Below are 26,316 nucleotides of genomic sequence, written 5' to 3'. Positions count from 1 at the left end.
GCTGTGTCTTTTAATGAAGACAGGAATTAGAGGTAAAAAAAGCGATTCATCAACTGGTTCAACAATTAATGAATCAAGCGGTTGTCACTCAGCTAATTGAGAGGTAAGATTCAATGCCCTCAATCAAATCCTATCGTCCTGCATGTATTTTTACGAAGTGGAAGCTGCCGGGGGAGGGGGTGCTTACCGTGAAATCCCTGAGTTACTGGAGGAAATGATTGAACATGCGTGCTCAGGGATTATAGAAGATTATTTTGATGAAAAAGAAATTTATTCAAGCAAAATTGTGAACTTTCTGGCCGCTATTCCTTCATCAGTTAATCAGTTTTTTTATGAAAAACCTCAACAGAATCCGGCGTCTGCAACCTAGTATATCTATGAGTTCATTGACTGCCTTTTCTTTATTTGGTATGGAAGCGCTTTCGAATAAGAGGGGGGATTATTTGTAATGCTGAGTGGTTAGTCGATTCTATAACAGGGAGTATTGAGGCAATTTTAGAATTTGTCTTTCAGGAATACTAGGGCAGCTTTCATACGAAGCAGCATTGAAGATGCTTGAACTATCTGCAAGTCAAGTTGTCACGATTCATGATTCATCACTAGGTTTTCGTAATGGTCCGATATCAATTGTAAATGAATTATTTATGTCACAAGATTGATAGATTAAGAGAATTAGCTGCAGAACAATCAGGTTTCAGTAAACTTTGTGATTTTCACATTGTGCTGTTAATATTATTTTCGCTTAAGCGCTGGCTATGAAAAAGTCAATTCAACTCGGTGTTACTCCAGATAATCCAAGTCCAAATGGTCGGATAAATCATGTTGTTAAGGGTGTAACAATTCATGACTTTAAATAATGGAATATTCGTACTTTAAATCCAAGTTGAAATTCAAATCTTAAAATGTCAGAAAAAAATTTCATTTATGAAAGGAAGAATTTTTATGTCAGCTCCAAATATTTTATTAACCAGAATTGATAATCGTTTAATACATGGACAAGTGGGGGTTACATGGGTCAACCATTTGGGGGCAAACTTAATTGTCGTTGCGAATGACAAGGTATCCACAGATGAAGTTCAACAAAATTTAATGGATATGGTATTGCCTGATGTTATTCAATCACGCTATTTTTCAATACAAAAAACGATTGACGTCATTCATAAAGCGTCTCCTCGTCAAAAAATATTCTTAGTTGTAAAAGATGTGCATGATGCATTGGCACTAAAAGAAGGTGGAGTGCCAATCGATCAGTTGAATATTGGAAACATGCATTATGAAGAAGGAAAAAAACAGATTTCATCTACTGTATCTGTTGATGAAAAAGATATGGCTGCATTTAAACGTCTGGACGAACTAGGTGTGAAGTTAGATTTAAGAAGAGTACCAAGCGAAAAGGGACAGAATATATTAGATTTATTTTAAAAATAATTGGATTAAAGTAGAAAAGTCTGGTGTGTGAACAACGGGATGTCCGCATTTTTAGGTATGTGTAGGATCAGCAATAAATTTAGCAAAGATCCTTCAATCTCTAGCGAGGTCCCGTCTTTTCTAGTGCCACCAAGAACATCGTGGATAACATTAAATCACCTATATTTTTACAAGGGAGAGTAAACCTATGTTAATTGAAGCATTATTAATTGCTTTATGGGCTGGGATTATCGGTGTCGATCTATTTAATGGGTTGACACATATTCACCGTCCGGTAGTTACGGGGCTTGTAGTTGGTCTTATTTTAGGGGACGTCCAGACTGGATTAATGGTTGGGGGAACTTTGGAGTTAATTTGGATGGGGATGGTGCCACTTGCTGGTGCACAACCTCCTAACGTTGTTATTGGTGGAGTAATTGGAACCGCATTTGGTATTATTGCTGGTCAGGATCCTACCGTTGCAGTTGGGGTAGCAATTCCTTTTGCTGTAGCAGTACAAGGGTTAATCACTTTATTTTTTACAGCATTTGCACCAATGATGCACAAAGCCGATCAATTTGCACTTGAAGGAAATTATAAAGGTATTGAGCGAATAAATTATTTAGGCTTGGCGATTCTGTTTACATTTTATGCTGTAATTGCGTTTTTACCAATTTTCTTTGGGGCAGAAAAAGCAGCAGGATTTGTTGAAACAATACCACAATGGATTATTGGTGGTTTGTCCATTGCTGGGGGCATAATGCCAGCGATTGGGTTTGCAATGTTATTGAAAATTATGATGAAAGTCGAATATATCATGTTCTTTATTATCGGATTTGTAGTAGCTGCTTATTTAAAAATGCCTATTCTGGCAATTGCATTAATCGGTTTGGCAATCGCATTGTATGATTTTTACCAAAATAAAGAAAAACAAGGTCCAAATAAATATCAGCCTGGCGAGGAGGAGATTACCGATGGCATCTAATCAATATGAAGAAGTAACTGAAGCCCCAGATTTACAACCGAAACAATTACGAACCCTAGCATGGCGCTCTCTACTATTGCAGGCTTCTTTTAACTATGAACGTATGCAATCGGCTGGATGGCTTTACTCCATTTTGCCAGGTCTACGTCACATTCATAAAAATAAAAAAGATTTAAGTAAATCAATGAAAGACCATATGGAATTCTTTAATACCCATCCGTTTTTAGTAACATTTATTATGGGTGTAATTTTAGCTATGGAACAAAAGAAAGAAGATAGAGAGGCTATTCGTGGAATTCGTGTTGCAATGATGGGCCCTCTTGGTGGTATTGGGGATGCAATGTTTTACCTTACTTTACTACCGATTACAGCGGGTATTGGTGCTTCATTAGCAGTAGAGGGGAATCCCCTTGGACCATTCGTATTTTTAATCGCATTTAATATTATTCACTTTGGTGTCCGGTTTGGATTAATGAAGTATGGATATAAAACAGGTGTTAATGCAATTGCAAAGTTAAAAGAAGGTACAAAATTTGTATCCCGCGCTGCATCTATCGTAGGTTTAACAGTAGTTGGTGGATTAATTGCAACATATGTATCGTTTAAAGTTGATTATGTTTGGAAATCTGGAGAGGCAAAATTAAACATACAAACAGGTGTATTAGACCAAATTATGCCAGCAATGCTTCCGTTAGCATATACGTTATTAATGTATTGGTTACTTAAAAAAGGTCGTTCACCTTTAATGTTGATTGGCCTAACTGTAGTAGTCGGTTTGATTGGATCATTCTTTAATATTTTATAAATTTCATAACAAAAACAGAAATCGTTGATGCGAGAGGATGAGGTAAATGATTGGAATTGTGATAACAGGACACGGTTCTTTTCCAACTGGTATGCTTGAGTCAGTTAAGTTAATTGCAGGAGATATAAAGCAAGTTGAGGTTATTCCGTTTGAAGAAGATGTAGAAAAATTAAAGCAAATTGTCGTAAAAGCGATCGACAATGTTGAAACAGGAGCAGGTGTTGTATGTTTTACCGACTTAGCGGGTGGAACACCATTTAATGTGTGCTCCAAGATTGCTTCGGGTAAAGAAAATGTTCGAGTGATAGGTGGAACAAATGCCCCAATGTTGTTAAGTGCTTTATTTCAACGAGAACTCAGTCTTGATACGTTTATCGATAAAATGTTAAAAGATGGTAGGGAAAATATTAAGGAATTTATATTAAAACAAAAACAAACAGAAGAAGATGTGGCTGGAATATAAGTGGAAAAAAGGAAGCGTATACTAGATGGAATACTATATAAAAGCAAATCGATTTTTACTTGAAAATGAAGAAAAATCGGGTGGATATTTGAAAATAATTAATGGAATATTCGGCGAATTTGCCGAGACTATTCCATTAGGTTCCTTAGTGGTTGATTGGAGTGGACATATAATTGCCCCTGGTTTATTTGACACCCATATTCATGGAATTAAAGGATATGACATAATGGACGGAACTACGGAAGCAGTTCATGAAATCTCGAAAGCAATCTTACAACTTGGTGTTACGCGTTTTTTACCAACAACATTGACATCGTCTAAAACAGATTTGGATCAAACTATTTTCGCGATAACAGAAGCGGTCAGACAAGGACTACCTGGCGCACAATCAGAAGGTATTTTTTTGGAAGGCCCCTACTTTTCTGAACAACATAAAGGAGCACAGAATCCTATTTATTTTCGAGATCCAGATTATTCAGAGTTCCGAGAATGGCAATCGCTTTCGGAGGGGCAAATTATAAAAATTGCTCTAGCTCCTGAACGAGAAAACACTTTAAATTTTATTGAGAAAGTTAGTAAAGATGGTGTATTTGTCACCATCGCACATACTGAAGCAAGTTATGAATGCTGTAAGAGTGCAATTACTGCGGGTGCCCAAAACTTTGTTCATTTATTTAACGGTATGTCAGGATTACATCATCGTAACCCAGGTGCGGTGGGTGCGGCATTAATGGATACACGCACATTTTCGGAATTAATTTGTGATGGCTTTCATGTACATCCAGACATTGCAACATTGGCATTACGTGTTAAAGGGGACAAGCTTGTACTAATTACGGACTGCATGCGTGCAGGGTTAATGCCCAATGGAGAATATCAACTAGGAGAATTCACTGTTGTAATGAAGGATGGTATGGCCCGAACAGAAACAGGGTCATTAGCAGGTAGTACTCTGAAACTTATTGATGGAGTAAAGAATTTACAAGGTTGGAGCAATAAACCATTGTATAAAATATGGCACAGTGCCTCATTATCACCAGCAGCAAGCATAGGAAAAGATACGAAGTTTGGTAGCATATCAAGTGGAAAAATAGCTGATTACGTAGTCCTGGATGAGGAGTTAATTGTCCAAGCCACAGCTGTTAATGGTGAAGTTAGGTATAGAAGAGATTGAAGTGATGTGACGTATATAAACGTCCGATAGAAATTTAGGATAATAGTGATATTCATTTTCCTGTAAAACTAGAAAGCTAAAATCTATTTTCATATGATGAGAAAGTATCGTGGGAGTAAAGTTAGAAAGGAAGGTTATGCTGTACCGGCCTTTAACATTATAACTTAGAAACCATTCAAACTGTCATTGAAGATGCAATTGAAATAAGATCACTCTGGCCTTTTTCGTTTAACATTCAATATCATTACTAAAAACCTATTAGGGGGTGATATAAGTGATTTTGACGGTTACAATGAATCCTTCTGTGGACATTAGTTATAAACTTGATAAATTTTCACTTGATACAGTTAACCGAGTTAATGATGTTTCGAAAACAGCAGGTGGAAAGGGGCTAAATGTTACTAGGGTATTACATCAGCTTGAGGAAGAAGTTGCTGCAACTGGGTTTTTAGGCGGGAATTTGGGGGATTTTATACGAAATGAAATTTCTATGCTTGGGATCCAAGACTTTTTTGTAGGGGTTACTGGCGACACTCGTAACTGTATTGCTGTAATTCATGAAGGTAATCAAACAGAAATCTTGGAAGGTGGCCCTGAAATTAAGAATGAAGAAGCTACTTCCTTTTTAGAAAGTTTTACTTCCTATGTTCAGCAGGTTGAAATTATTACAATTTCCGGAAGTTTGCCGATAGGTTTGCCTAATGATTTTTATGATGATTTGCTTAAAATTGCCGGGGCAAATAGCACATTAGTTTTACTTGATACAAAGGGTGAGTTGCTTGAAAATGCATTAAATAGTAAAAATAAACCTTTCTTAATTAAACCAAATCAGGAAGAATTAGCCGATTTACTAGGTGGAAAATTTGAAAATGAGGATCAAATTATTGAAGCTCTAAAGTCACCTATGTTTGAAGGTGTGCCATGGATTGTTGTCACGTTAGGTGTAGACGGGGCAATGATCAAGAGTAATGCAAATGTTTATCGTGTGCAAATACCTAAAGTTAAAGCAGTAAATCCAGTTGGATCGGGGGACTCCGTAATTGCGGGTTTCGCAGCTGGGCTATCCCGTAAGCTCAAAGGTGAAGATTTAATAAAATTTGGACTAGCAATGGGAGTACTGAATGCACTAGAAGAAAACACCGGACATATTAATCCTGAAAACATTAATTGGTGTATCGAGCAGATACATGTAGAAGAAATATTATTATATTGATGATCACTACTAAATTATATAAATAATGTCGATTCCTTTAATAGTAGGGTTAAGGGTTTTACTGAAATGTTAGATGAAGGGTATTTGTAAGTTTAACACTCTTAGAGTAAGAAAATACACGTATTCAATTACCAGTAAGTTCCTAAACATAGATTTTACGTCAAAAGATAACAAGCGACAAGAACTACTCGATGCAAAAACTAAGGAATCCATTGCTGTACTTATGAAAATGCAATCACAATTTAGGAGGAAAACTAATAATGACACTTATATCAACGACACCAATGCTTGAGAAAGCAAAACAAGATATGCACGGTATTGTCGCGTTCAATGTTCACTCATTTGATAGCATCTTTTGGGTGCTAGAAGCTGCTGCTGAACTAAAATCACCTGTTATTTTACAAACAACGGTTAGTACGGTTAAATCACTCGGTGCTAAAAACATTGTTCAGGTCGCGAAAGCTGCTTCCGAACACTACCATATTCCAACTGGTTTGCATCTTGACCATTGCACGGACTTTGAAGTGATTAAAGAAGCCATTCAAGCTGGCTATACATCGGTCATGATTGATGCATCTATGTATCCGTTTGAAGAAAACGTCGAAAAAACAAAAGAAGTGATGAATCTCGCTAAGTCACTTGGCGTTAATGTTGAAGCTGAACTTGGCAAAGTAGGAGGCGTAGAGGACGATATCGTGGTAGCGGAGGAAGATGCTCAAAAAGCCGTACCAGAAGAATGTAAACAATTTGTTGAATTGACAGGTGTACTAACACTTGCACCAGCAATTGGCACTGCACATGGTATTTACAAGGGCAAGCCAGAGATTGATTTTGAGAGAATTGCCCAGATTGCGCAACTTGTAGACGTTCCACTCGTTCTACACGGTGGCTCTGCGATTCCTGACGAAGACGTATATCGCTGTGTATCTCTAGGTATGGCGAAAGTCAACGTATCAACAGAATTGAAAAATGCCTACTCAGAAGCAATTCGTAAGCATTTTGAGGATGAGTCGGAAAGTCTTGACCCACGTGCTTACTTACAAAAAGCAAAAGAGGCTGCCAAAGAGATGGCTAAATCTAAAATTAGAATGGTAGGCAGCGAAGGGAAGGTTGTACCATCGTTTGTATGAGCTAAAGTCTTAATTTCCGTAATACAACTTAACTTACTTATAATTGGTGGTTCTGGAGCAAAAATAATCAAAATAGAAATACCAACATGAAGCTTAACTAATAAAAAGGGATCTTTTATTCGTAATTACTACCATTAGGGTTAATGTTAATATAATGTTCGGAATTTAGGTGATAGTTTTAGTTGTTTCTTGATAGAGTTTCAAGTTTTTCACCAGAACTGTTTCGATAACCCCAACTTTGTTGGGTCATCGATTAGTTATTAAAAATCGGTCCATTAATTTCATTCTTCTCGTTTAGAAGAGAAGCTGATTAGAACATGTTGGACCATAAGAAAAAGAATATTGATTTCGTAATGGTAAAAAGATGTTAATAAGAATGGAGGATTACTTATGGTTGAAAAATCTATATATTCACAAGTCACTCAGGTATCCACGCTCGACCTGGGACAGTATTAGTGGGGGCGGTTAAAGCAGTTACATCAGAAGTTTTCATTGAGTATAAAGACAAACAAGTTAACTTAAAATCAATTATGGGTGTTATGTCACTTGGCATTCCAGAAGGTGCACAAGTAAAAGTAATTGCTAAAGGTGACGATGAAGAGGAAGTGTTGAAATGTGTAAATCAAGTAATGCAAACAGAAGGGCTTGGGGAATAAAGGCAAACACAATCGAAGTACACCGACAATCTAGGAAATTGTTGCATCACATTTTTTGAAGGGAGGGGTATTATGAAAAGAGTTTAGTAGTGTTTTGTCGCAAAAAAGCAAAATAATGCTTAAGGGAATAATTAATATTTTTTGGAGGTGTAGTATTTTGTTAAAAAGAAAGAAAAAGATTTCTAATAATCTTAAAAAGCTTACAAGCTTGTTTGTATTAGTCATCCTATGGTTAACAGTAGTTCCTTTAACTGGTAAAGCCTTGGAGGATAATAGTGTAAATAATTCGGCTGTTGCTAATGAAACGTTTAAAGAAATTGGCATAGTAACTAAAATCATAAAAGACGGAAATAATGTATATCTTGATTTTTCAACAGGTGAAAAAATAAAAATTAGTTTCCTTAAGGATAACCTATTTAGATTACACTTGGACCCATCAGGTGATTTTCCAGAATATCCGACTCCTAATAAACCTGATCACGTCACAAAGATAATTGACAAAAATGAGAGCGATTACAATAAAAAATACGGAAAAATAAATGTAAAGGTTAATAAAAGCGATGCTAATTTTTATAAGATTTCTACAAAATCTGTAGAGCTAAGAATTGAAAAAGCTACTTCAAAGATGAGCTTATATGATAAAACTAAATCCAAGGTACTTTGGAGTGAAAAAGTGCCACTTAAATATAATAATGAAAAAACATTGCAAACTCTAGATACAAAAGAGAATGAATATTTTTATGGTGGCGGACAACAAAACGGATACTATTCGCATAGAAATACTTCAATAAATATTGCGATTGGTGGTGGTTGGGATGCAGGTGCTGCTTCTAGTCCAATTCCATTTTATTTAAGTACAGAAGGCTATGGTGTGATGCGTAATACATTTAAGCCAGGAGTCTATAATTTCTCTAAGACAGCTACCTTTTCTCATAATGAAAAAAGATTTGATGCTTATTATTTTGTAGAAGATTCAATTCCAGAGATCATTGGTGAATATACCGAATTAACCGGTAAAGCTGCTCTTATGCCGAAATATGGGTTTTATTTAGGAAAGGCTGATTGCTATAATGGAACTCATAATGGTCATAAGGACCAAAGAACACTACTAAATAATGGACTAAAAAGCTTAAATGAATACGGCAATAATGATATGCCTCTAGGTTGGTTTTTACCAAATGATGGGTATGGGTGCGGTTATGGAGGATTAGACAATTTAAAGAGTTTTGTCGATGAAGCTAATACGAAAGATGTTGAGGTAGGCTTATGGACACAAAGTAATCTATATCCAGATCCTAGTTTACCAGAGGATAGCCCTTTACGCAGAGACCTTGACGGAGAAGTTCAAGCTGGTGTAAGAGCAATAAAGACTGATGTTGCATGGGTTGGACAAGGTTATTCAATGGCTTTAAATGCAACACGTCAAGCAGCAGAAGGAATACAAAAAGCAGAAAACTCTCAAGGAGCACGTCCTTTCGTCATTTCTCTTGATGGATGGGCAGGCACGCAACGTTATGCGTCATTGTGGTCTGGTGACCAATATGGCGGAGATTGGGAATATATAAGAATGCATATCCCAACTTACATTGGAGCAGGCTTATCAGGAAATCCAAATGTTGGTTCAGATATGGATGGTATATTTGGAGGAGATAAGGTCATTCAGACACGTGATTACCAATGGAAGGCATTCACTCCTATTCAAATAGATATGGATGGATGGGCATCTTCAGGTAACGATTATAGTAAATCGAAAAATCCTTGGAATTATGGAGAACCCTATGCATCCATTAATAGAATGTATCTAAAATTGAAAGCTCAAATGATGCCGTATATTTATACAATTGCAGAAGAATCAACATCAAAATCAATGCCTATGATTAGAGGGATGATGTTAGAATATCCTAATGACCCATATACGTATGGTACAGAAACACAATATCAATATATGTGGGGACCTAATTTATTAGTGGCACCAGTATATAATGAAAATGATCATACAGCAGGTGTAAGAAACGGAATTTACCTTCCTGATGAAAATCAAGTTTGGATCGATTATTTTACAGGTGACCAGTATAAGGGTGGTTCAGTTATTAATAATTTTAGTGCCCCATTATGGAAGACCCCTGTATTTGTTAAGGCTGGAGCTATTATTCCAATGGCACCTGAAAACAATTCTATTAATCAATTAGATGGATCTGAAAATAGAGTATTTGACGTGTACCCATCGGGTAAGTCGAAATTCACATTATATGAAGATGATGGGAAAACCAATGAATATAAAAAGGATAAAAACACTAAAACCAAGATTACTTCAGATGTTAAAAGTGAAAGAGTTGTTATAACAGTAGGGAAGGCAAAAGGAAAAGGCTACAATGGCATGGTTAAGAAAAGAGGTACAGAATTTATAGTAAATACACGTAAAAATCCAAAGAAAGTTTCTATTAAGGTTGGAGGCAAAGATGTTGTATTAAGAAAGGTCACAACTGAAAAGGAATACAAAAATTCTAATAATGTTTATTTCTTTAATGAAAATCCAAACTTAAATAAATATTCTACAGCGGGTTCAGAATTTGAAAAAACTAAGGTTACTGCATCACCTAAGCTCTATGTTAAGGTTGGGAAAACGGATGTTACAGCAAATACTATTAAATTAATGGTAGATGGTTTCAATAATACCCAAGTTAAGGATGTAGTAGATGAAGCAGTACCAAATGTTCCAACAGGCCTGGGAGCAAAAGATGCAAATATTACGGATAAAAGTATCAAATTAAATTGGGATAAAGTTGATGGTAAGAATACTTATGATTTATTGATTAATGGTGTAATTTATACAAATGTGTTTAAGGCAACCGATAATGAACAAGTACCTTTCTATGTTCATTCAGGATTAACAGCCGATACAGAATATTCCTACAAAGTTAGAGCAGCAAACTCAAAGGGAGTATCATCCTGGAGTGATGAAGTTAAAGTTAGAACAAAGCTTGATCGATATAGAAACGTTCCTAAGAATATGACAGCAAAAGCAAGTAGTGAACAACCAGGCAGCGAAGGATCTAAAGCTGTAGATGGTGATGATAATACTTTATGGCATACTAAATGGTCAGATGGGAATGTATTACCTCATACCTTTGAAATTGATATGAAGTTAGCTTATCAATTAGATAAGTTAGAGTATCTTCCAAGACCTGATGCTGGAAATGGAACCATCTTAAAATATAATTTAGATGTCAGTTTAGATGGTAAAACTTACAAAAATATTATCACTAATGGAACATTCGAAAGAAATAAAGATGTTAAAACCATTTCCTTTAACGATAACGTGACAGCTAGATACATTAAGTTGACAATTACTGATGCTGTAGGAAGATTTGGTTCTGCTCAAGAATTTAGACCATATAAAAAAGATAAAACAGTAGGAACTGTTGTGGGAGAAAATATACCAAATGGTGCAATTGATGATGAAGATTTACTATTCTTTGCTAGCTACATGGGTGTTGATAACACAGATACAGCATGGGATCAGGTATCAAAGGTTGATATTAATTACAATGGGGTAATTGATGCTTATGATTTAATGTATGTAGCAGGACAATTAGGAAAAACACCACTTAAAGCAACAGGTAGGCCAACTGCTGGTTTACTAGATATTAGACCTAATAAACAACAGTTAAAGGCAGGAGAAGAATTTTTAGTAGAAATAATTGGAGTAGGATTAAAGGATATCAATGCCTTTAATTTAGAGTTGAAGTTAGATCCGAATAAGTATGAATTGGTTAAAGAATGTCAACCAGATGGTAAATGTGATTCAAGTATTGTTCAACCAACCAATGTAACTAAGGGTATGTTAAATTACTCTATACTTGCAGGTATAGGAAATACTGAACAACGGATTATGGCGGCATTTTCCAACAAAGGATCTCAACAAACATTAGAGGGTAAAAATACATTAGCCACCATAAGGCTCAAGGCTAAGAAAGATATTGATTTTGATATGCCAATAACAAGATCATTGCTGGTTAATACAGATTTTGACACAATTGATAAAATTGGAGAAGTATTAAATTCAGGTGAAGAACCAGGTGAGATAGACCAACCTGAAGAGCCAAAGGAATTATTATTAACGAAAAGGGATCTGACTGTTACAGGAGAAGCAGAAAAAATGCAAGGGGGAGCTGCGGCTTTTGACAAGCTTATAGATGGAGATCTAAGCGAGGGTTCATTGGCCGAATTGAAATGGAGCATAACATCTGAAGATGGAATTTCACTACCTTTAAATGTGGAGTTTAACTTTAATAAATCACAAGAAATTACTAGATTTGAAGTTTTTAACCGTCCACAATACACTAATGGTAAAATCAAGAAGTTAAGTGCCAAAGCATATGATGAAGCTGGAAAAGTTTATGATTTAGGTACTAAAGAGGTTACTAAAGAGGATAAATCTATAACATTCAATATCGCTGAAGCTAAGACACAAATCCCAAAAGGTACTAAGCTTACAAAGGTAGGTATTGTTTTTGAGGAATCACATAGCGGTCCTCTTATGCTATCTGTTGCTGAAGTTCAATTTACAGCTAAGAATAGTGCTTATGTGGAATAATGGCATTAGAATTGCAAAATAAAAGAGACCGAGGCAATAAGCAAAGAGCGGCACCTAAAATGAATCAGATAAAAGATATTAAATAAATAATAATGTGTACCAGCCACTTCTCTAAGCTTTAAGGGGGTGGCTATTTTTAATTAATTAGTTAGTATGCAAAGTCAAATACACTAATTACACTTTCGGCCAGTGGAAACGCTCCAGCAAGCATAATACCGATATATCCGGCAATTTCTAACCCTCTAAACTGATCTTATGTATCCGCAATTCTCGGATCCCCAGCCCTCCACACACCGTCCAAAAAAAACGTAAAATATTCTACATTTGAAAAAAAACTAGCCGATCTTTAATAATACTTCTGCGATACCGAACAAGCTCACGCAATTCTCGCTGATTTCTATCAGGGATAAAGCTTGCCTTCAACAACCCATGACGGAAGAAGTTGAGCAATCCACTCAGCATCCTGGCATCTGTTTTTCGACTAGGGACTGCTTTCATATGTTGTGGTTTAACAACTAAAAATTAAATTTCTTCAGCCTCAATTAAGTTCACGATAGGCTTCCAAAACACACCTGTGCTTTCCATAGCGACGTTAGTGCAACCATGTGATTAAATCCAATCCATCAGTTGAATTAAAAACACCGTTTTTGTAGAAAATGTTTGAATCTCCTTTCCTTCAGGGGTCATAATGCAGGCGGTAATGTTGTTTTTATGCACATCCATTCCGCATACTCGTTCACTGATAACTTCCATTTAAACCATCCTTCCTATGGCGAAAAATTAGAGGCTGGTGCAAAAACCAGAAAGAATAGAATTAATCTACCATGAGTGCTTCCCGTAAGGGAGCGACAGTCTGTGATGCACCGAGGTCGTTGGAGTCAGACTAACGGATGGGCTCTAATGGCACCATAGTTCATCGACCTTCCTCACCCAGCCATAGAATCAGTATAAATCCTCCGCTAAGAGTTTAGAACCACTTACTACTTTCAAATATTTTAAACTTCCTTCACTTGACCAATCGATGTTTTGTATATACTTAAATTCTTAGAAATTTTAGTAGTGTTCAATTGATTAGACGAAAAGTTATAGTTTTCTGAAATAATAGTGTTCCCAGCCAGGGCAAGGGCATTTAGGGAAACTATATGAGTTAATCTAAATTGTTTATAATCATCCCACTGTTTAGGTGATATTTTTTTATTTAATTAAAGAAATAGAGTGAAATATATAAAATTTTTTCTTTGGATAATTCAGCTAAATATTACTTTATCGTCCATAATTTTAAAAATCTTATTAATGTAGCTCTTTTGTGATTTTTGAGCAAAACGGGCGCTTAATTGAATAAGGATCACAGAAATGATCAATCTTTTTTATAAAGTTACAATTGTTAAGAAAAGAACCACGAATAAATATTTGACTATTTTGAAAATTCTTGATAATATTTACGCATAAAAGAATGAATCGGCAATGGCGCCTGTTTCAATAGCTAATAACGAGCTATTGGGCAGGCGTCTTTTGCATTTTTCAGGGGGGATAATATGAATAATAGAACCAAATTAAAAGCTTTATTTGGCATGATCGTTATTTGCTTGTTTTTGTATGCTTCCTTAGGAGCGGCTGCAAGCGGAAAAGCAGTTTCGACTCCGCAAAAAAGGGAGGGCCATTGTATTCAAGTGTTGGATAAAGGGAAATGGGCTCCTGACACCTATAAGTCTGTTCAAAACCTAATTGATAAGCATGGTGCTGGAAGTACAGGATACGATCCAAAGCGAAAACCTTATGTTGTTTTTGATTGGGATCATACGAGCATCATGAATGATACGGAGGAGGCCCTCTTTCTTTATCAAATCGATCACTTGGCATATAACATGCAACCGCATGAGTTTTATGAAGTGATCAAAAAGAATGTGCCAAATGGACCCTTTTCACACGAGTTTAAAAACCTTCAAGGAGATGCGGTCACTCTCAAGGAAATTGCCGAGGATCTGAAGCGCGATTACGAATTTCTTTATTCCAACTATAATGGGATGAATGGAAAAGAGCGGTTAGAAACGCTTCATTCAACTGATCAATTTAAAGATTTTAAAGCGAAAATGTACTTTCTGTATGAAGCCATTGGGGAAACATACGGTGTTGAAATCGGATATCCATGGGTGCTTTATTTATTTGCCAACATGTCGACCGAAGAAGTTCAGCAGCTTGCAGAGGCTTCAAATGATTATAATTTAGGGGCGGAAATGGCATCGGTGACGCTTATAAGTCCTGGGGCCATGTTAGGAAAAGCCGGTACTGTTCAAGTTACCTATACAACAGGACTGCGTCTGGCCTCGGAAATCGCGAACTTAATGCATACTTTTATGGAGAATGGGATTGACGTTTATGTTATTTCGGCTTCGATGGAAGAGGTGGTGGAGGTATTTTCGTCAAATCCAAAATATGGCTATAACCTTCCTAAGGAAAATGTCTTTGGGATGAGATTAAAAAAGAAGGAAGGAATTACTCAAGCAGAATATGAAGACAATTGGCCGATCACTGCTCGAGAAGGTAAGGTGGAAGTGATCGAACACGCCATCTCCAAAACGCGGGGCGGATACGGTCCGATATTCGTAGCGGGAGACAGCAGCACAGATTATGAAATGCTGACAATTAAGAGTTTGAAACTCGGTTTAATTATCAACCGCCTCAAAACAGGTGATATCGGCAAGCTTGCGAAAAAAGCTACAGAACGGATGGGCAAAAACAACCCGAAATATGTTCTCCAAGGAAGAAATGAGAATACAGGCTTATGGATACCGACTGAATACACGATCAAGCTTGGGTCAAATGAAGAAAAATTGTTGGCGAATCCATAAAAAGATTCGTCCCAGGAGATTCACTCACACTCGGAGTATAAAATAAAGATTGATGATGACATCTTAGACTCGCTTTTATACATTCAAGTTACCAAAACATAACCAAAATCAGTGTAAATCATGCACCCTATTCCCATTAAGCCATTTTAAATGAAGATAAATCTTCTACTCTCATTTCGTAAACATAAAGTATTTTGGGTTTTATATATTGAAGAATTAAATCAAATTCGGTAGCAAACAAAAGTATTTATATAAAAGTAATTGAAATTCAAGAAAAGGGCGCTTTCCTGCAAGAAGGATAGCGCTCATTTTGACATTTAAGGGCCATTTAATGGAATAAGACTTACAAACAAAACTGGATATTAATATTGGTGGAGAATGTGGGGGGGCTCTATTTTTTTTAAACCTGATATTTAACGATCTACAGGAATGCTAACGGGTGCGTTCGTATTATAAGGTCGACCAGTAAAAATTACTGGTTGACCTTATAAAATCTATTATATCAGTAGCCAGGGTTGGACGTACGGGTGCATGGGACTTGATCCCGTGAACTAAACTGTCCGCCCCCTATTTGTAGAAACATGTTTGAGGCTGGTTGGGACGTAGATCTCGTATAACAAGCGAGGCTATGACACTACATGGAGGACTAGGGGTACTGGTAAGTAAGTAAGTAAGTAAGTAAGTAAGTAAGTAAGTAAGTAAGTTAGTAAGTAGAGGAGGAAAAAACAATGAATCCAGTTGTTGGTCTGGATGTGGCAAAGGGAGAGAGTCAAGTTCAGGCATTTTTAGATCAATCTAAACCGTATGGGAAGAGCTTTTCAATGAAGCATCAAAGAGGAATTAGATCATTTTTTAGACTTTTTAAAAGAGATTGAAGAGGTGACAGGGCAGATGCCTATGGTCATTTTAGAATCTACAGGGCATTACCATACTCCTGTTATTCAATACTTGGAGAAACAAGGGATTCTATATATCTTACTAAATCCGATTATTTCTTATCAGGCAAAGAAGACCAGTTTACGAAAGGTAAACACAGAAGCAATCGATGTGTATCAGTTGTGTGTGCTGTATTATAAAGAGGATTTTGAACCTCATAAAATTAGAGGAATTAAGCTTTTAGATCTGCGGAATTTGTCAAGACAACAGGAACAGGAAATCGTAACGAATATGTATGCGAAAGCTAGACTTCAGTTTCACACCATTTTAGATCAGGTGTTTCCTGAATACCGGAAGATTTTTGGGGATCCATATTCGAAGGTTTCTTTATTGATGTTAAAGGAATATCCCACTTCAGAGGCGGTATTAACAGCCGGAGAAAGTAGGCTAGCGGAGAGTGTTATAGAGTTCTGTTCTAGCCGATCAGGTGAATGGGCATGGGGAAAAGCAAAAAAATAATGGATTCCGCATATAGAAATCCATTTCAAAAAATCGTATATGAAAGTCACGTAATCAATCTTCGTATGTATATTGAGTTGCTTTTTCATTACCAGGGACACCTTTCTGATTTGGAAGATCGTATAGTGGCCCTGGCAAATGAAATGGAAAAATATAAGATCATCCAATCGATTCCCGGTATAGGAGAAAAAATCGAAGCCACGATTATCTCGGCAACCATTAATCGTATGACTAAAAGAGGTTCGAGCAGACTACGTCATTCTCTGTATCTTGCCGTACTATGCGGCATAAGAAGTTCAAGGAACAAAAAGCTTAAAGAATTCTATGATAAGAAAAAATCAGAAGGAAAACCTGCCAAAGTGTCAATCGTTGCCTGTATTAATAAGTTGCTTCATTGGATTTACGCTTTATTAAAGAGAAAAGAAACGTTCCTAGATTTATCCTAATTAATGGTTTTGTGAAACAGAGAAAAATCCTTCCAAAATTTTTGGAGGGATATTTGGCATGGTCAAAAATAATAGAAGTAGCTTAATAAAAAAGTTTGATCATTTCTGTGATCCTTCTTCTATTAAAGCGCCCGATAATTGAAGATAGTTCGCGATGCAAGGCTATTATTTAACATCTTACATTTTTGCGTTTGAAACCAAGCTGCCCTTTATCTACTTCCTTTTGAATACTTTCGGAAGCGAGTAGGAAACTGCTTTTTTTCTTGTCCCGTTTGACTTCTACTGGGCCTACTGCCTTTGCGGTCTCGACCGCCTTATCATGGAGCGGCAAATATGAAATCCCCACTGTGTATATAAAATTATTCATAGCGTATTTAGTTCGTTCTGGAGAATCGTGAATCGTATTTTCCACATTTTCAAGCATATTGGAAACCTTGCTTTCGGAAAATTCACCGTCCGGGCGATTTCCCAAAAGCCAGCAGTAGCAACTCCAGCCCGCTGACATTCTCAGCTCTTCACCGCTTGCGATCCATTTATCGGCAACGTCTTGTGCAATATCTGTTTCAGCTAAAGTTACTGCGACCACATAATCGGACAGCATATAAAAATATGCCGCATCCATCCAACGCTCAAAATCCGCCTCAGCCATTGTTTTTGGATCTGCAATTATGCCTGCAAAGTACATTGCGTCGTAGTTCCCTGTGGCGTAAAGCTGCTCAGCCAAAGGTTGATTTTTTTTGATCTTCTTGGCGATCGGTTTCATAGCGCCTGTAGCCACGCCAAAAAGCGGCTCGTGCGCGCCATTGGATTCGTAAATTTTCTTGGTTCGTTCCTTGCCGAGAACTTCAAGCTCCTGCATAACCATTTGTAAATTCATCGTTTTAGCACTTCCTTCTTTTGGAGATTTTTCCCCCTAGATTTAAGACCCTCAAATCCATCTCTATTAGCCTATAACAAATCTTTACATTTGTCAGCAAAACCAAAGTCTCTACATGTGCAGAGTGTAAGTGGAAACACATGGGATGTTGGTGAGTTCAAACTCGATTATAAAGATTTATCCTTATATCAAGGATTTTTGGATGAAGCAAACCTAAAAGAGATCATTTGTTCACATAATACAGATTAGAGGAAATCAAAAAGCCCATGAATTTCATAGAATTCGAGGGCTTTTCCATGTAACTTGACCGTTGGGGACAAACTACAAAACAGTTAAACGAGCTTTTTACCGATTTAGAAGCGCATGGAAATTATTTATAAATACTAATTTGCTTTTGAAGTGATTAAAATAGGATAAAAATTCAGCTGTTTATTAACTAAAAATTCTTAATTTACACAAAAATAAGTGTATAACATTATAAAACAGTTATTTAAGTTTGTGGGTTACTATTTCTTAATAAGGAGGCGATACTCTTAAACATGTATGGAAATTTATTTTTAAAAGGAAATATTAGTAGGATGCAGAAAAGGAGAAATTTATTAGTCTAGAAAGGAATTAAAGCAGCTACAGTAGCCGCTGGGAATGCGGGTTTAGGTATTGCGTTTCCACCAAGTCGTTCAATGTTTATTTTATTGGGATTCGCTCCTATTGCAGCACTAGTTTCGGACGGTCAACTTTAGGTAGCGTTACTTACTGGGGGAGCTTATCAAATTTTATACAGAATGTTTTTAACGATGTGGTTTGTTCAACGTTATAAAATTAAAGCGCTTTCAATAGAATTTGTTCCGCCCATTAGTATTCAATTAAACTATGTATTAATAAATTAATATATACAAAAAAATCACTATATATACATACTGGAGGTTTTAGGATGAAAAAGAAAAAAGCATTATCCGGCCTGATGGCTGTGAGTTTACTAACAGTAATTCCGTGGAGTTCTGGACATGCTGAGAAACCTCAATGGACAAATGTGAATACATATGAGGAACAGGACGGAAGCAAGTTTAATAGCGAAAACTATGACTTTGTGAAATTCTCACAAATTGGTTCCAAATTAAAAGAGATTGAAAAACTTTCAAACCGTGTGAAAGTTGAAGTCCGTGGAACATCAGCTGATGGAAACCCACTCTACGTTGTCACGATTGCTGACCCAACAACGCAAGGGAAGTTCGGAAAAGTGAAGGCACTTAGAAAGCAAATGTTTAAGAATCCAGGTAAAGCTCAAGAATGGGTTGCCAATAATCCTGACTTTAAAGTTCCAATCATGATTAATGGTTCTATTCATGGGACTGAATTTGTCGGAAGCGATGCAATCCTTCAATTAATTGAACGTTTTGCTACCCGAAATGATGCAACAACCAAAGACGTTTTAGAGAATAATATTCTTATTTTCAATGTCGTACAAAACCCTGATGGACGTATTGATGCCACCCGTTTTAATGGCGAAGGAATTGACATAAATCGTGACTTTATCACCCAGTCGCAGCCAGAAACTAAAGAGATGGTTGAGCTCATAAAAGAATGGAACCCGATGGTGTTCCTTGAAACTCATGGTTATGTGAAGAATTATCAGCCAAATCTGCAGGGGTTAATTGAGCCTTGTACGCCACCGCATAATCCTAATTACGAGTATGACTTATACGGAAAATGGGCCTATAAACAGGTAGAAGCGATGGAAGCGGAAATAATGAAGGATCATAAGAACTATTCAGGATCCTTGTATCAAAACATGAAAGGTACCTATATTCCGCTGCGCGATGATTCCGCCGGCTGGGATGATTACCCACCAATTTTCACACCAATGTATGCGATGTACCATGGTGCTTACGGTCATACATTAGAAGCTCCAACAAATGATTGGGATGGCGTACGATGGATGTATAATTCGATTATGGGGGCACTGAAATTTGCAACAGCTAACAAGCAATCCATGATTACTGATCAAATTGAAGTTTTTAAAAGAGGAATTAACTTTGACCATCCTTTTCATAAGGAAGGGTTATTTCCAAAAAACTACATACTTCCACTAGACCCTATGGATCCTACTGTTACGAATAAGGCAGTAAATCATTTGATCAATAATGATATTGAAGTTGTTCAAGCTGTGAATGCATTTGAAGCGGATGGAGTGTCATATCCAAAAGGAACTTATCTCGTTGAGATGGATCAGGCGAAAGCCGGATTAGCAAACACGATGCTCTGGGATGGGGAAGACATCACGAACGATACCCCAGCAATGTACGACATTTCCGCATGGAGTTTACCGGAGCTTTGGGGATTCGAGGCAGTAGCCACACAAAAGCCTATTAAAGTCAATGCAACGAAAGTAAAACAGATTACAGGTCAAGGAACGGTTTCAGGAAAAGGACCGTTTCTGATTCCGAACAGCTCTGTCCAATCGGTAAATTTAGTAAATGCATTGCTTAAGCAAGGAATACCTATAGTACGTGATGCACAAGGCAACTTCTTTGCAAAAGCAGTAGCTAATCAGGTGTCAGCAGCGGTGAAAGAATCTGGGTTACAGGTTGGAACTGCTAAGGTACCAGCAGATGCAGTGGCTATTACGTCTTTAAAAGTAGCTATATTAAAGGATGGAGGTATGGGTAAACAGAAATCACACGCAGGAACAAAGCTCGCTTTGAAAAGACTAGGTTTTGATGTGACAGAAGTTACGCCAGTCGAAGTGGCTAATAATACCCTTAACGGTTTTGATATTTTTGTCTATAGTGGAACGGAAAGTCTCATTTCTACCAACCTATCTGAAGCTAATAAAGAATTTGGATTACAGAACGATGGGCAACTTAATGCGTTTAAAGACAATGTGACAAGCTTCTTAAATGAAGGAGGCAAATATATAGCTGTAGGTGCTGGTGCATCTAGAGCAACTAAGACACTTGGTCTTACAGACGACATCATTAATGTAGGAGGTTCCAACAGTAATGGTATCGTAAAAGTCGATTATGAGGGAACCGGTTTAACAGCAGGATATGGAGAGGATGATATCGGCTTTGTCTATCGTCCAACATGGTTCACGGGTACGGATAATGATGAAGTCGTCGCGACCCTTGCAGATTCAGATAATTTCTTCGTAGCTGGTCACTGGAAAAATAGCATTACCGCCAAGGGCCAAGCCGTAATCGTAAAAGAACAGAATAAAGATGTAACTCTTATTGGGTTAGAAGCAGGTTTCCGCGACCACCCGGATTACTTGTTCCGTCTTCTATCAAATGCAATTTTCGAAAAATAGTAGAAATAGCCAAAGCCGGATTCAGCAATGAATCCGGCTTTGGCTATTTGAAAAATGCTAAACGCTTGCTACTGAGTTTTGAACAATTATCTCAGCAACTGCTATATAAATACTCATTACTTTTAAATCATCTGTTGCAAAAACCGCTGAAGGACGATTATTATCAAGAATTGGTTGTTTAGCAGATTGAAAGGCGTTTTCTACCATTTTAAAGGATTACTTGAAAAAAAATTAAAAAATTGGAAGTCTAAACCTGGTAAAGCTCCTCCATCCAACCATAAAAACGTATATCAAAGACTTTTCTTCGTCTGTATTACCTTTTGGAGAAAAACGGACGGAAATGTCATCGTTATAACAAGAAAACAGTCTTTGATATCTAGGTGTTGTCTATGATCATTCGATGTCACAAAAACTCAAAGTTGCCCAATATTATTTAAAAACTCTATTTAATGGGTTTTTTTGTCATGCGCAATTTTAGTATTAATGTAGCAAAATAAAGAGAATACACTTTAAATTAACACAAAAATGGACGCTTAGCTAGATGGGGATTTTGTAAAACCCCTTTATTTAAATAAAACAATTTTATTGTTATTCAACATTGATAATGTGTATAAGTTTTGTTTGCTATACCCATATTAAAATTATTGAATTTACTTTTCCCCAGAGTAATAGCAAAGGGAGGTGAAATTTCCAATGCCGAAAAACGATTCAGCTTTTCAAAAAAGCGAGCTTGCCAAGCTTTTAACAGCGTGCGGAGAGTCAGCAGACTTTCTTACTTTCAGTCTTTATGAAAACTCGCCCTTCTTCATTGCCTATTTTAAAACTTTAGTTAAACCAGAGATTATTCACCACGATATTCTCCCTATAGTTAAAGAAGAGCTTTCTACTTTAGAAGAAATAAAAGAAAAGCTGTTGATCGAGGACCTTTCTATTACGGACAATATACCGGATATTCAAGATAAATTAATGACCGGAAACTTGATTTTTTACAAGAAAGAAGGGAAGCCTGCCTGCCTGGCTGTTCCGGCACCAGCCGTCGAAAAACGGCAAGTAGCCACTCCGGAAACGGAATACTCAGTCGTTGGTCCGAAGGAAGCCTTTGTTGAATCACTCGATACAAATTTAAATCTCGTGCGCAAACGTCTGCCGATTCCAGAACTGCAGGTAAAAGAACTGATGGTCGGAAAGTTATCAAAAACCCGGATCGCGGTCGTCTACGTGAAAGGAATCGCTGACTCGGACAACGTGAATACGGTCATCCAGCGGATTCAAGGGATTGAATACGATGAAATTGCCGACAGTTCGTTTCTCAGCCAAATGATTACCGATAATAAAAACTCGCCATTCCCACAGTTAGTCGACACAGAGAGGCCTGATCGACTGGCCGCCTTACTCGCCGAAGGGAAAGTTGCCATCTTTTCGGACGGATCGCCCACTGCGATATCAGGTCCCGTGTCACTCATTACATTTTTCACGGCATTTGAAGACTATCTTTCCATTTGGAATGTCGCATCCGCTTTCCGGCTCCTCCGGCTCATTGCGGTTCTTTTCTCTGTATTAGCCACATCGACTTATGTAGCCATATTAACTTATCATTATGAAATGATTCCCCGTGATGTACTCAGCTTGCTGATTACATCACGGGGAAGTATTCCGTTTCCACCTTTTTTGGAAGCTGTTCTCCTTGAATTGGCGATTGAGCTTTTGCGGGAAGCAGGCGCCCGGCTGCCGACAAAGATTGGCCAAACGATTGGGATTGTCGGCGGTATAGTGCTCGGAACAGCGGCCGTTCAAGCAGGCTTGACGAGCAATGTACTGCTCATTGTTGTGGCCACGGGCGCGCTTGCTTCTTTCACTACGCCTATCTACCAACTTAGCAACGTGATCCGCCTGATCCGCTTTCCATTTATCCTGCTTGCCCAGCTGCTAGGCCTTGTCGGAGTCGCCGTCTGCTTTGCTTTTCTTATGTCTCATTTATTAAAGCTGACTTCTCTCGGTCGTCCTTTTCTTGAGCCGATCTATCCTTTGCGCGTGAAGGATTTCAAAGACTCTATTATTCGACTGCCGTTCAGTAAGCAAGCACTCCGTCCCCTCCAAATAAGAGCAAAAGACCGTGTAAGATTTCAGCAAGAGGCTCCGCAAAAAAAGAATGGGATATTGACGACTAATTTGCATATGGAGGTGCTGTATGCTGCCCTTACCGCCGGAGAGCCGGAAAGTCTCTCCTTTCTTTGTTTTTTATCTTATAGTAGCGGCGCAATTTGGCTTGGGCGTTTTCAGCTTTCAACGGTATATTGTTAAAGCCGTGGGCAATGATGCCTGGATCGCTGTTATTATCGCCGGTCTCTCGATTCACATTGTCTTGTGGATGATTTATCAAATATTAAATAAAGGAACGAATGATATTACTGTTATCCACAAGGAACTGTTTGGAAAAGGGCTTGGAGGGCTCCTCAGTTTGGCTTTGATTGTTTATTTGCTGACTTTGGCTGTCTCTGTGTTCCGTAGTTATATCGAATTGATTCAAGTCTGGATCTTTCCGCAATTGGAAACATGGTATATGGCCCTGATTCTCTCTTCGCTCGTTTATGTGTATGTAATCGGAGGCTTTCGAGTCGTTGTTGGGATTTGCTTCCTCAGTTTCATCTTAACGACTCCTATATTTTTTATAATGTTAGAGTTCCCTTTACGGCACGTGCATTTTTCTCATCTTTTTCCTATTTTGGATCATACCGCAGTTGAGTTCTTATCCGCCTCTAAAAAGATGACGTATAGTTTAACGGGATTTGAAACACTTTTTTTCTTTTATCCTTTTATAAAAAATGCTCCAAGCTCGCAAAAGTGGGTGCATTATGGAGCGGCGTTCAGTACTTTTAGTTATTTAGTAATAATGATCGTTTCCCTTATGTACTTTACTAAGGCTCAATTACTTGAGTCGATTTGGCCGACATTAACTATTTGGAAAATTGCTGATTTTCCTTTTCTTGAAAGGTTTGAGTTTATGGGGCTCTCCCTTTGGCTGTTTAACGCTCTTAATAGTGTTTGTATATTTATTTGGGCCGGCACGAGAGGACTAAAGCAGCTGTTTACCGTGAAGCAAAAACATAGCCTTATTTTCGTTATCATCATGACAGCTGTGGTGGCTGTTCTCTTGAAAAACCGCGAGCAGATCGAGCAGCTAAATACAGTAATGGGCTTGGTGAGCCTTTATGTCATTTATGCTTACATTCCATTTCTCTTCTTTTACCAAATAATTAAAAGTAAAATGAGGCGAACGTCATGAAAAGGTACCTCTTTTGGAGCATTTTTACGCTCATCCTGCTGTTCAATTATTCGATTGAAACAAAGATACTTGAAGATATCCAGCACGTTTCCGCCATTGGTTATGACTATGTGGACGAGGACCGGATGAAGGGAACAGCCGCCGCTCCTTTTTATCCTGCGGGGTTAGATGTTCAGCCGCTCAATGCCTTCTTTACGGCGGTCGGCCATACCGTTCTAGACATCTTACAAAAGCAGCAGATGGAGTCCCAAAGAAGACTTGCCACGGGACGTTTGCAGAATTTTTTGATTAGTAAAGATCTGGCAAAACACGGAGTCGCCGAGCTTACTGATCCACTCGGCCGCTCTACCGATATTGGCAGAGATGTTTACATGGCGGTCGTCGACGGCAGCGTCGAGGAGCTGTTAACTTTTAAGTATCCTAATGCGCCGACATCTGCTCAATATCTTTCCGATTTCATGGAGAGAAATCTGAAAGACATTGTTCCTGAACCAACTGTTCATGCTTTCCTGGATCAATATGACGGGTTCGCTCAAGATCCTTTTCTACCTATTATCGGGAAAAAAGACGATCATATTCAATATAAAGGTCTCGCTCTTTTTAAGGATGATCTCTACGTAGGAGAGCTTTCCAATAAGGACAGTTATGTATTTAAACTCTTTTACGAAAAGACTAAAACAGGCACGTATGAAATAAGCTTCAAAAATAAAAAGTACATTGCTACTGAAAATATTCGATCCAAAGTGAAATATAAAGTGTCCGGCAGCCAAGACAATCCGCGGGTGTCGGTTCATGTCTCGTTGATAGGAGAGGTTAAAGATGCTTCCAGCGTGTTGATGAAAGGGAACACCATGAAAGAAGTGGAGCAGGAATGGAGCAAAGAAACCACGAAAAGAGCGGAAAAGATGATGAGGAAATTTCAGGAGCTAAAGATTGATCCGCTCGGAATCGGCGAAAAAGTCCGGAGCCATTTTCGGAACTTTGATAAAGAAGCATGGAAAGACCGCTACCCAACCGTTCCTGTTGAATTTGATATGAAGGTTCGTATTGTGAACACCGGCATCACCGAATAGAAAGTGACGTCAAAAAAGGGAGTGACTCAAAAAGGATAATTAAAAAATGTTTGAAGGCTTATACGATTATGCTTTTAAAAGTAAATTCCGTGTACCATTTATTGCATAGGAGTGATTTCAAAACTTACTTAGCCGAAAGTTCAAAGGTTAAAGTACATCACGGATCGATTTCTTTCAAAAGGAAATTTAAAGGAGGAAGAAAAATGGTCATTAATTATTGGCTGGTTAGCAGGTATGATTATCGGACGCGATACTCCATTGGTAATATCAATGGTTTCGTAGGTGCTTGGTTAGGCTTATTCAAAATAGGTTCTTTTTATTTCTATTAAAATCAGTGTTTGAAACATCTTTTTAATCAACCTTTTTTCCAAACCAACAACTGAGGCTATATTTTAGTTAATACATTAAAGGGCGCACTTCTTAAGTAAGAAGGTGTCTTATTTTTTGTTTATTATTCAATAATAAAAGCAAGTGAATTTGCGAATAAAGGGAATTCTCACTTTAGCATAGTTATGGATGAATGATCCTTTGCAGAATATTTTAGAATTAATCTGCAAATATTTAAACAGGAACATATAAATAATCAATCACGTTTTTAGTCGGATAAAAATGGTAGTGTAAAAAGTTCTATGAAAACTAACTGAGCGTGTAGGTTC

17 protein-coding genes and 4 pseudogenes are annotated in these 26,316 nt (G+C 37.6%); 18 read left to right on the top strand and 3 right to left on the bottom strand.

Annotated features, from left to right (window positions below; translation table 11 throughout):
- Positions 1–142 precede the first annotated feature (142 nt).
- The 10 genes from JFV29_RS15210 to JFV29_RS15165 all read left to right on the top strand — a co-directional run bounded on the left by JFV29_RS15210 (position 143) and on the right by JFV29_RS15165 (position 12,430).
- A complete protein-coding gene (locus tag JFV29_RS15210; RefSeq protein ID WP_201184983.1) occupies positions 143–370 on the top strand; it encodes a hypothetical protein in 228 nt (75 codons plus the stop codon).
- Positions 371–942: 572 nt separating this feature from the next.
- The gene (gene agaV / locus JFV29_RS15205; protein WP_201184981.1) at positions 943–1,422 is read left to right on the top strand and encodes a PTS N-acetylgalactosamine transporter subunit IIB; all 480 of its coding nucleotides are present in this window, start codon (positions 943–945) and stop codon (positions 1,420–1,422) included.
- Positions 1,423–1,615: 193 nt separating this feature from the next.
- Positions 1,616–2,392, top strand: a complete 777-nt coding sequence (agaW, locus tag JFV29_RS15200; RefSeq protein WP_201184978.1) for a PTS N-acetylgalactosamine transporter subunit IIC — start codon at positions 1,616–1,618, stop codon at positions 2,390–2,392.
- Complete coding sequence (locus JFV29_RS15195) at positions 2,382–3,197, top strand: PTS system mannose/fructose/sorbose family transporter subunit IID (protein WP_201184976.1); 816 nt, start codon at positions 2,382–2,384, stop codon at positions 3,195–3,197. Before agaW ends, JFV29_RS15195 begins: the two co-directional genes overlap by 11 nt.
- A 46-nt stretch (positions 3,198–3,243) precedes the next feature.
- Positions 3,244–3,660, top strand: a complete 417-nt coding sequence (locus JFV29_RS15190; RefSeq protein ID WP_201184974.1) for a PTS sugar transporter subunit IIA — start codon at positions 3,244–3,246, stop codon at positions 3,658–3,660.
- Between the two features lie 25 nt (positions 3,661–3,685).
- Positions 3,686–4,834, top strand: a complete 1,149-nt coding sequence (gene nagA, locus JFV29_RS15185; RefSeq protein ID WP_201184972.1) for an N-acetylglucosamine-6-phosphate deacetylase — start codon at positions 3,686–3,688, stop codon at positions 4,832–4,834.
- A 274-nt stretch (positions 4,835–5,108) separates the two neighbouring features.
- On the top strand, positions 5,109–6,047 hold the full coding sequence (locus tag JFV29_RS15180; protein ID WP_201184970.1) for a hexose kinase: 939 nt from the start codon (positions 5,109–5,111) through the stop codon (positions 6,045–6,047).
- Positions 6,048–6,307: 260 nt separating this feature from the next.
- On the top strand, positions 6,308–7,177 hold the full coding sequence (locus JFV29_RS15175) for a class II fructose-bisphosphate aldolase (protein ID WP_201184967.1): 870 nt from the start codon (positions 6,308–6,310) through the stop codon (positions 7,175–7,177).
- A gap of 401 nt (positions 7,178–7,578) precedes the next feature.
- On the top strand, positions 7,579–7,833 hold the full coding sequence (locus JFV29_RS15170) for an HPr family phosphocarrier protein (protein ID WP_201187860.1): 255 nt from the start codon (positions 7,579–7,581) through the stop codon (positions 7,831–7,833).
- 157 nt (positions 7,834–7,990) lie between these two features.
- Entirely contained in the window at positions 7,991–12,430 is a 4,440-nt protein-coding gene (locus tag JFV29_RS15165; RefSeq protein WP_242486891.1) for a discoidin domain-containing protein, read from the top strand.
- Between the two features lie 339 nt (positions 12,431–12,769).
- On the opposite strand, the pseudogene JFV29_RS31735 reads toward JFV29_RS15165, so the two are convergent.
- Positions 12,770–13,183 (bottom strand): annotated as a pseudogene (locus JFV29_RS31735) (IS110 family transposase); the annotation flags it as partial.
- A gap of 782 nt (positions 13,184–13,965) precedes the next feature.
- On the opposite strand from JFV29_RS31735, the gene JFV29_RS15155 reads away from it, so the two are divergent.
- Positions 13,966–15,279, top strand: a complete 1,314-nt coding sequence (locus JFV29_RS15155) for a haloacid dehalogenase-like hydrolase (RefSeq protein ID WP_201184963.1) — start codon at positions 13,966–13,968, stop codon at positions 15,277–15,279.
- A gap of 145 nt (positions 15,280–15,424) precedes the next feature.
- Here JFV29_RS15155 and JFV29_RS31415 read toward each other — a convergent pair.
- Positions 15,425–15,508 (bottom strand): annotated as a pseudogene (locus tag JFV29_RS31415) (leucine-rich repeat domain-containing protein); the annotation flags it as partial.
- 499 nt (positions 15,509–16,007) lie between these two features.
- Between JFV29_RS31415 and JFV29_RS15150 the strand changes: the two are divergent.
- Positions 16,008–17,120, top strand: a pseudogene (locus JFV29_RS15150) (IS110 family transposase).
- Between the two features lie 169 nt (positions 17,121–17,289).
- Here the strand turns inward: JFV29_RS15150 and JFV29_RS15145 are convergent.
- Entirely contained in the window at positions 17,290–17,997 is a 708-nt protein-coding gene (locus tag JFV29_RS15145) for a DNA alkylation repair protein (RefSeq protein WP_201184961.1), read from the bottom strand.
- A 931-nt stretch (positions 17,998–18,928) separates the two neighbouring features.
- Here JFV29_RS15145 and JFV29_RS15140 point away from each other — a divergent pair.
- From JFV29_RS15140 to JFV29_RS31150, 6 genes and pseudogenes are all read left to right on the top strand, one after another.
- The gene (locus JFV29_RS15140; protein WP_201184959.1) at positions 18,929–21,304 is read left to right on the top strand and encodes a M14 family zinc carboxypeptidase; all 2,376 of its coding nucleotides are present in this window, start codon (positions 18,929–18,931) and stop codon (positions 21,302–21,304) included.
- Between the two features lie 290 nt (positions 21,305–21,594).
- A pseudogene (locus tag JFV29_RS30585) lies at positions 21,595–21,782 on the top strand (hypothetical protein); the annotation flags it as partial.
- 215 nt (positions 21,783–21,997) lie between these two features.
- A complete protein-coding gene (locus JFV29_RS15130; protein ID WP_201184956.1) occupies positions 21,998–23,605 on the top strand; it encodes a spore germination protein in 1,608 nt (535 codons plus the stop codon).
- Positions 23,571–24,587, top strand: coding sequence for a GerAB/ArcD/ProY family transporter (locus JFV29_RS15125; protein WP_242486890.1), 1,017 nt, complete (start codon positions 23,571–23,573; stop codon positions 24,585–24,587). The genes JFV29_RS15130 and JFV29_RS15125 overlap by 35 nt, the downstream gene beginning before the upstream one ends.
- Positions 24,584–25,660: a Ger(x)C family spore germination protein gene (locus JFV29_RS15120; RefSeq protein ID WP_201184952.1), complete on the top strand. Its 1,077-nt coding sequence runs from the start codon at positions 24,584–24,586 to the stop codon at positions 25,658–25,660. The genes JFV29_RS15125 and JFV29_RS15120 overlap by 4 nt, the downstream gene beginning before the upstream one ends.
- A 203-nt stretch (positions 25,661–25,863) precedes the next feature.
- Positions 25,864–25,989, top strand: a complete 126-nt coding sequence (locus JFV29_RS31150; RefSeq protein ID WP_274606974.1) for a hypothetical protein — start codon at positions 25,864–25,866, stop codon at positions 25,987–25,989.
- Positions 25,990–26,316 lie beyond the last annotated feature (327 nt).

Origin of the sequence: Peribacillus sp. TH16 (genome assembly GCF_016651095.1) — a bacterium.
Classification (GTDB): Bacteria; Bacillota; Bacilli; order Bacillales; family DSM-1321; genus Peribacillus; species Peribacillus butanolivorans.
The sequence above is the reverse complement of the archived record's forward strand: the minus strand, read 5'-3'. Positions and strand labels throughout refer to the sequence as shown.